This is a genomic window from Bacillus stercoris (assembly GCF_029772985.1).
GTDB lineage: Bacteria > Bacillota > Bacilli > Bacillales > Bacillaceae > Bacillus > Bacillus stercoris.
In genome coordinates this window covers 2,364,423-2,372,112 of sequence record NZ_CP121861.1, presented here as the reverse complement: position 1 = coordinate 2,372,112, position 7,690 = coordinate 2,364,423, and the positions used below count along the sequence as shown (strand labels likewise).

Genomic DNA, 7,690 nt, shown 5'->3' with positions numbered 1-7,690 from the left:
TGTCACGATTTTCTACAAATCTTCCACTAAGCTGGATATACTGTCCAAATCCTCTGCCGTTAATGATTGACTGCTAAAATCGCTCAGTGTCTTTTCTGCTTTTTGTTTACCGGCGCAGTGTTTCATAATGTCCAGCAAAAAGTGTTCGATCCTGTTGATAAGCTGGTCCATTGTGTTTCTATGGAAACGGGCCGGCGGATAGCTAAGATTGAAATGAAGCTTTTTGTCTGCTGCCATTGCACTTATCTCTATGATTTGCTCACGCTTCCATGTATGAGTGATATCTTTGCCGCTTCCAAGACTTGATGGGCGGAAGCTGCCCTGTCTTTCGATGTCGTTGAACTGGCCCAAATAGTTAAAGCTGATTTCAGGTGTTTTTGAAAACGCAATGCTTTTGTTTTCAGGGTGTGTGAGGTATTTCAGCATACCGTAACCTATTCCTTTGTTTGGTATCCGGCCTAGTGTATCTTTAACGGTTTTTACTGCGGTCCCCAGCTCATCCCTTTCATTTTCAAAGCTTATGAGGGCGGGATACATGGATGTAAACCAGCCGACCGTTCGGCTGATATCTAACTCCGGTATAATGTGCTCTCTTCCGTGTCCTTCCATAGCGATTCGGAGCTTGCTTCCTCCTGTCCATTCACAAATCGCCAACGATGCTGCGGTTAACAGAATATCTTGTGTATCTGTGCCATAGGCGTGATTGACGTTTTGCAGCAAAACGTCAGTGTCTGCTTCAGAGAGTGAAAAGCTTACCGAGTCCCTCTTGCTGCAGCCAGTGTTCTCATGAAGCGGCATTTCATATGGCAGTTCTGCAGTTTGCTGTTCTTCTGCACTTCGCCAATACGCCTCTTCACGAATCAGCTTGCTGCTTTGGGCATATTCCTGAATCCGTCTGGCGTATTCCTGGTAGGAATCAGTTTTAGGCGGAAGCTGAATCGCCTGGCCTGAAGACGCTTGTTGGTACCCTGCTGACAAATCCTCCAGCAAAATCCGCCATGCCACACCGTCAACGACAAGATGATGGATCGCAAGGAACAAGTAATCTCCGGTCAGTGTTTTAAACCACGCGGCATGTAACAATGGCCCTTCCTGCAAATTGATGCTTTGCTGAAGATCTGCAACTTCTCGTTTGATTTGTGTTTCCCAATCGTTTTCAGATTGTGAAAGATCAGATATTTTTAACCTGTATAGCTGTGATTCATGAATGCCTTGGTTGATTTGAATCCATCGCCCGCCATCGTTACGATAAACCATCCGAAGCGCATCATGATGCTCCGCCAGCTTTTTTAAGGATGCTCTAAGAGCGTCTTCAGACAAACGGTCAGTATGGAAAAGCATGACAGACTGATTGAAATGGTGTCGTTCTTCTATGTCTTGTGAGAGAAACCATTTCTGAATAGGCGTCCATGGAACATCTCCCTGAACAGGTCCTTGTTCTATGACTCTCTCTGTTTTACGAATAAATGGTGATAAGTCTTTTATCTTTGGACGACGGAATAAATCACTTACCTGCAAGCTTAACCCGTGGCGCCCGAGACGTGCAGAAACTTGAAGCGCTTTGATTGAATCGCCGCCCAATTCAAAAAATGAATCCTCTATTCCGATCCTCTGGATGCCTAGAACCTCCTGCCAGATCAATGCCAGCTGCTCTTCAAGTTCGTTGCGTGGCGGGATGTATGTTTGTTTAGATGCGAAATCTGGTTCAGGCAGTGCTTTCCGGTTCAATTTGCCGTTCGATGTGAGCGGAAGATTCTCCATTTCAATGATATACGCCGGAATCATATAATTAGGCAGTGAACGGGCGAGAAGAGAACGCACTTGTTCAGCATTCGTGCCCGCTTTTACGCTGATATAGCCAAACAGCTCTTTGCTCCCTGACTGTCCTGTACGTGCCAACACCGCCGCTTCCTTGACTCCGTCTATGTGGCGAAGTGCTGATTCGATCTCACCCAGCTCTACCCGATAGCCTCTGACTTTTACTTGATCATCAATACGGCCAACGTACTCAATTGTGCCATCGGGAAGCCAGCGCGCCAGATCACCTGTGCGGTACAGTCGATCGCCGGGTACAAATGGGTTTTGGACAAATTTCTCTTTCGTTAAATCAGGACGGTGTAAATACCCTCTGGCAACGCCATCTCCGCCGACACAAAGTTCGCCAACAGCTCCGGCCGGCTGCAGCATTCCCCATTGATTTAAGATATAAGCGGTGGAATTGCCAACCGGCCGCCCGATCGGAATGGAGAGTTCATATGTTTTTTGAATGTGGAAGCATGTCGAAAAAGTTGTATTTTCGGTTGGCCCATATCCGTTCCATATCGATACTTCAGGGCAGGCATTTCTGATTCGATTGACGTGGCTTGCCGACAAAGCTTCTCCGCCTATGATCAGATGGTTAAGCTGCGAAAATGTTGTCTCGAGTTGCTCTGTCAAATGATTGAATAGAGACGAGGTCAGCCACATCGTTGTGATTCCTTGATGTTCTATGTATCTCTTAAGCTGTTGGGAATCGAGAAAGGTTTGTTGATCGGACAGGTGCAAAGCGGCACCATTTAACAGCGGTCCAAAAAATTCAAATGATCCAACGTCAAAACCGATTGATGATGTCATCAGAAGGCGGTCAGCTGGTGTAAATGTAATATAATTGCTGTTTTTCACAAGACGAATGACACTTCGCTGCTCAATCATGACACCCTTTGGTTTACCGGTTGATCCAGAGGTATAAATGATATATGCAAGTGAATGTGGCCCTGCTGAAGATTCAACGTTCTTTGCCTCTCCTTGCTTTTGAATATCTTGGATTATGATTTGTTCACATTCAATGCCTAATAGCTGTTTTTCTGTTTTTTCAGATTGAAGGAGTAATGCTGCCCTGCTGTCAGACAGCATATAAGCTATCCGTTCAACAGGCAGATTAGAATCGATAGGCAGATAGGCTCCCCCGGCTTTCAGAATGCCCAGCATACCTGCTATGAGTTCTGGCGTTCGTCCTGCCAACAAGGCTACGACTCGATCGGGACCGACTCCCTTTCTCTGTAGAAGTGAAGCAATTTGATTTGCCCAGCTGTTCAGATCCGCGTATGTTAACTCTTGTGTATCGCTGACAATTGCTATGGCATTAGGCGTTTGTTCCGCCTGCATTTCAAAGAGTCTGCTGATGGTTTCATTTCTTGGATAATCCATTTTTGTACGATTGAGTTCATGGATAAGGTAATGGGCCTCATCTTCATTCAGGATATTTATTGTTCCGAGAACGGCTTTGTTGTCCTGGATGATGGAGAGTAACATATTGATGAAGTATTGAAGCCACTTTTCTATCGTTTTTTTCTTATATAAGTCAGTACTAAACTCCATTTGGAACGTCAGCAAACCGTGGGGCTGTTCCTGAGCATATAGGGTTAAATCAAATTTGGACGTTTGATGCCCATTGTTTGCTGCAGGTTTGAGACACAGTTCATCCAGGTCCAACGATTCCTGATCCATGTTTTGAAGAACAAACATGACGTCAAACAGCGGATTCCGGCTCATATCCCTTGTCAATTCAAGCTTATCGACAAGCTCTTCGAACGGATAATCCTGATGTTCATAGGCTTCCAATGCTGTCTCGCGCACTTCCTGCAAATACTGTACAAACGGCTTCCCGCCCTCCGGGCGTGTCCGAAGCGCCAGCGTGTTCACAAACATGCCGAGTATCGGCTCCAGATCCTTGTGCGGCCGACCGGCAATTGGCGAGCCGACGATGATATCTTCCTGTCCGCTTAAGCGTGACAATAACGCTGTGTAGGCCGCAAGGAGCACCATGTACAGTGTGCTTCCATTCTCCCGTGCCAGCTTGTGAAGCCCTGATGCCGCTTCTTGATCAAGCGTAAATGAGACCTTGTCACCCGCAAAGCTTCGCACCGGCGGGCGGGGTTGATCAGCCGGGAGATCCAGCACCGGCAGCTCGCCCTCGAGCTGCTTCAGCCAGTACGCCTCCTGCGTTTTGTACGTGTCTCCTGTTTTGAATCCTTCTTGCCATACGGCATAATCTTTATATTGAATATGAAGCGCCGGAAGGGCCCGGTTGTTGTACAGCTTTCCGAATTCCCGAATCAGAATGTTGACGGAAACACCGTCTGAAATGATGTGATGCATATCAACCAGCAAAAGGTGCCGCTCATCTGATATCTTTACGATTTGGGCACGGAACAGCGGCGCTTGGCTGAGATCAAACGGCTTGATAAACGCGGCTGCGGCCTCCTGTTCAGTTTGGTCGCCGAGAACTGTCGTCTGTAATGTAAACGGCACCTCGTCATGGATGCGCTGCACAGGATCGCCGCCTCCATTCTGTTCAAAGGAGGTACGAAGCGACTCGTGGCGCTTGATCAGCTCTTTGAAAGCCCTGTCCAGCCTTTCTGGATCAAGCTTTCCTTCCAGCTCTAATACAGCCGGCATATTGTAGCCTGTCCCTCCGTCCTCCAGCTGCTGAAGGACATAGATCCGCTTTTGGGCAGATGAAACCGGATAGGTCTCACGCTGTTCCGTCGGCTTTATTGCTTCATATGGACTGTCCGTTCCTTCACGGATAACAGAAGCCAGTCCTTCTATCGTCGGATGAGCAAACACATCTTTCAGCGGCACCTGTACATCAAATTCTTTTGAAATTCGGGAGACAAGCGCGGTTGCTTTTAAGGAATGTCCTCCGCGGTCAAAAAAGTTGTCATGAATCCCGACAGGGCCATTTTTCAGGACGTCCTCCCACAGCTGGGCAAGCTTCATCTCGGTCACATTTCTTGGCGCTGTGTAGGTCTCTGCATCTGCCGCTCCGTTAGGAGCTGGCAGGGCGTTCCGGTCCAGCTTTCCGCTTGGCGTAACCGGCCACTGTTCCATCTCGATCATATGGGCTGGGATCATGTAGCCCGGCAGCCGTCTCTCAAGCTGCGCCCGCACTTCGTTTCTCGGGATTCCTTCTATATAAGCGCATAATTCCGGCTCGCCGCTGTCTGTCCGTACGGTAACGGCCGCTTCCCTTATGCCTTCTATGCTTCTAAGCGCTGCTTCAATTTCTCCGGGCTCAATCCGGTAGCCACGGATTTTCACCTGATCATCCGTGCGGCCCAGGAATTCCATATTCCCGTCAGGGAGCCAGCGGACTACATCCCCTGTTTTGTACATGCGTTCACCCGGGTAAAAGGGATTCTCAAGAAAACGCTCCTCCGTTAAGGCCGGCCGATTCAAATAGCCTCTGGCCACACCCGCTCCAGCAATGTACAGTTCACCGGAGACACCTAAGGGCTGTACGGCTAAATGGGGATCTAAAACATACAAACGCGCACCGGGTACAGGCTTCCCGATCGGAATCCGCAAGCGGTCCCTGTCCCGCTCTGGGTCCAACATGTAGAATGCCACGTCAACCGTTGCTTCTGTCGGCCCATAGCCATGGATCAGCGATACCTCAGGCAATAAAGAAGCAAATCGCGCTGCCACACGGGGTGCAAGCGGTTCACCTCCGGCGAATACACGCTTCAGGCTTGTCCCGTCACCCAGTGTTGCGATTTCCGCTTGATCGAGAAAACTGTTCAACATAGCCGGAATAAAATGAACCGTTGTCACGTTTTCCTGATGAATGGCTTTTACGATCAATGCCGGATCTTTCTCCCAGCCCGGAGGAAGCAGATAAGCCGAAGCGCCGGAAAGTGTCCACCAAAACAGCTGCCAAACAGATGCATCAAAAGAAAAAGAGGTTTTCACCATGACAATGTCATCTTCCGAAAGCGGAAATTGGTGCTGCATGCCGGTCAGAAAAGAAACAGCCTGGCGGTGCTCGACGGCTACCCCTTTTGGCTGCCCGGTGGAGCCAGACGTATAGATGACATAGGCGAGAGAACCACTGTCAGCAGAAACAAATACATGGTTTTCTGCTTTTTCTCTCGCAAGAGATGTCAGGTCAACTTCAAGCGTCTCTCCGGAAAAGCTCGGTGCGGAGCATCCCGGCTGTGTCAGCAAGAGAGCTGCCCCGCTGTCTTTCAGCATGTAGCTCAGCCGCTCTTCTGGATACTCAGGATCAAGCGGCAAATACGCCCCGCCAGCTTTTAATACAGCAAGTACAGCGATCAGCATGTCAGGTGACCGCTCAGACAGGACACCGATGATGCTTTCCTTCGAGACGCCGCGTGCCGCAAGGCGGGCTGCCAGCCGGCTGGCATACATGTCAAGCTCAGCGTACGTCAGCGAACCGCCTGAAAATTGAATGGCTGTCCGCTCCGGTGTGAAAGCCGCCTGTCGTTCAAACAGACCGTGCAGAGTTGGGGCTTCAGGCGAAACAGATACTGACCTGTTGTTTTGAGAAACGATTTTCCGTGTTTTGTTCTCATCAAGCAATGTCATCTTTGACACAGGAAGAGATGGATCAGAGATGACGTCAGAGACCATGTGCAGCAAATAATCTTTTATTTCGGACATCATGCTTGGTTGATAAGCGCCGGTCTGAAAATGAATCCGAACGTACAAGGTACGGCCTGGGATCACTTTGACACTGCAACTATAATTGGTCACCTCTTCCATCTCAAAATCTTTGACGGAGAAATCAAATGACCCCGCTTGATTCAGCTCTTCGATCTCTTGCTGGGTAGGTGTATTTTCAAAGACGATAATATGATCGATCAACTCTTGCTTAAGAGCACTCTGCGCCTGAATATCATACAAGGGGAAGTAACTATAGGCTTCTGCCTCATTCATGTCCTTTTGCATTCTCCTGACTAGGTCAGAAAAAGACAGAGAATCACTTAGGGCTCGAATAGGAATGGTATTGATAAAAAGCCCGACCATGTTTTCCACATCTTTTAGCTCAGAAGGTCTGCCTGATATAACTGAACCGAACACAGCATCGCTGCTGCGATTGACCTTTTGAAGCATAATCCCCCATAAAGCTTGGAAAACAGTGTTTAGTGTCGCACCAGAAGCTGCTGCGATTTTCTGTAATTCGGCGGTTTCTTTTTCGGGAATGGCAAACGTGATCTGCTGTAGTGTCCCATTCGGAATTTGATCTGTTCTTTTCGGCAGGGGTGTAGATTTTTCGAAATGCTGAAGCCTCTTTTTCCAGTACTCAGCTGCTTCTTCACGATCTTGCTGCATCAGCCATTTAATATACGTCCCGTACGGCTGTACGGGAGGCAAATCAGGAAGCTGGCCTTTACCCAGCGCTTGATAAATGTGAAGAAAATCTTTAATGACAATGCCTAAACACCAGCCATCCATTAAAATATGATGGTGGCTCCAAATACAGACATAACGACCAGGCGCCCATTTTAAAATAGATATTCTCATTAGTACATCCGTTTGCAGATCGAATCCCCTGGATTTATCCTGCTCTTTGAATGCCTCTGTACAATGTTCTTTATCTTTTTCATTGAGGTGAGAAATATCTTCAAAATGAACATGGCAAGGACGTTGCTTGAGCACGACCTGACGAGGCTTGGCTACATTTTTATAGATGAATGCTGTTCGAAAGATATCGTACCTGTCAAAAACAGCATCCATACTTTTCTGGAAACGCTCCAAGTCAAGCTGTCCATTGATCGTAAAAGAGGCCTGTTCAAAATAAGCTCTCGACTGTTCATCATACAATGAGTGAAAAAGCATCCCTTCCTGCATAAAAGACAAAGGGTATATATCCTGTATTTCGGGTTGCTGCGGCATCAGATGAATC

At 48.0% G+C, this 7,690-nt stretch carries 1 protein-coding gene; it reads right to left on the bottom strand.

Annotated features, from left to right (window positions below; genetic code table 11):
- Window positions 1-12: 12 nt before the first annotated feature.
- Entirely contained in the window at window positions 13-7,680 is a 7,668-nt protein-coding gene (locus QA442_RS12675) for a non-ribosomal peptide synthetase (protein WP_279473089.1), read from the bottom strand.
- Between the last annotated feature and the right edge of the window lie 10 nt (window positions 7,681-7,690).